At 60.0% G+C, this 795-nt stretch carries 1 protein-coding gene and 1 rRNA gene; both read right to left on the bottom strand.

The genetic code is table 11. The features are described from left to right. Positions 1-426: 426 nt before the first annotated feature. Positions 427-540, bottom strand: a 5S ribosomal RNA gene (gene rrf, locus A9O67_RS02950). A gap of 67 nt (positions 541-607) precedes the next feature. After that, the coding region (locus A9O67_RS13680; RefSeq protein WP_231960182.1) for a hypothetical protein at positions 608-795 on the bottom strand (188 nt) is incomplete at its 5' end.

The raw sequence follows: 795 nt of genomic DNA, 5'->3' as shown, positions 1-795 counted from the left end.
AGGATCAAACTCTATCATTCGATCTTCAAAGTCAAGCCAACTCAATCGGAATCTAAGTGAATCCTCACTTCGCTTACTGTCTGCGCGAGAAAGTTGTCGCAGCACTCGCTACCACCCGCCCAGACAGGGTCTCCCCCGCCCAGGCCAGCAGCGCACCGCGCTTGCCCACGCTTATCGGCTGTTGTTTGTTAAAGATCCCACCGAAACCCGCCGCGATCAGCAGAGCCTCGTATTATGACACACTTTTTGGCGTCTTGTCCAGGTGCGTCGCGCGCATCTCGTACATCGCGCCCGCTCTGACACAGCGCTCAGAGGTCAGACGAAACACACGGCACGACACCTGGGCAAGCCCCTGGCTGCCGCAGCAGCCAAGGCCCGCCGAAGACCGACACGCACGACGGCGCAGCCAGATCTTCTGGTGTAACAGCCTGACGATGACCTACTTTCACACGCGAGCTGCGCACTATCATCGGCGCGAAGGCGTTTCACTGTCCTGTTCGGGATGGGAAGGAGTGGGACCACCTTGCTATGGTCGTCAGGCATAACCGGTAGGGGCGGCGCAGCCGTCTTCCGTGCACGCTTGGCGCGGGAAGGGCTTGAGCCGCCTTCACAGAGTTCGAATCGTTGCAATCGTTTGAACCATTGCGTCGGGAATCATTGCGTTGGATTTGCGCCCCAGCACCGCCGGCGCTGCGCGGCTGCGCACACCAGGCTCGGGGTTGTCGGAGCTGAAGACAGGGCGAACAAGCGCACAGCGCGTGCTCACGTCTCTTGTCTCGACGCACATCAAGACTC

The sequence above is a fragment of the Tepidimonas fonticaldi genome, assembly GCF_001675355.1.
Classification (GTDB): Bacteria; Pseudomonadota; Gammaproteobacteria; order Burkholderiales; family Burkholderiaceae_C; genus Tepidimonas; species Tepidimonas fonticaldi.
The sequence above is the reverse complement of the archived record's forward strand: the minus strand, read 5'-3'. Positions and strand labels throughout refer to the sequence as shown.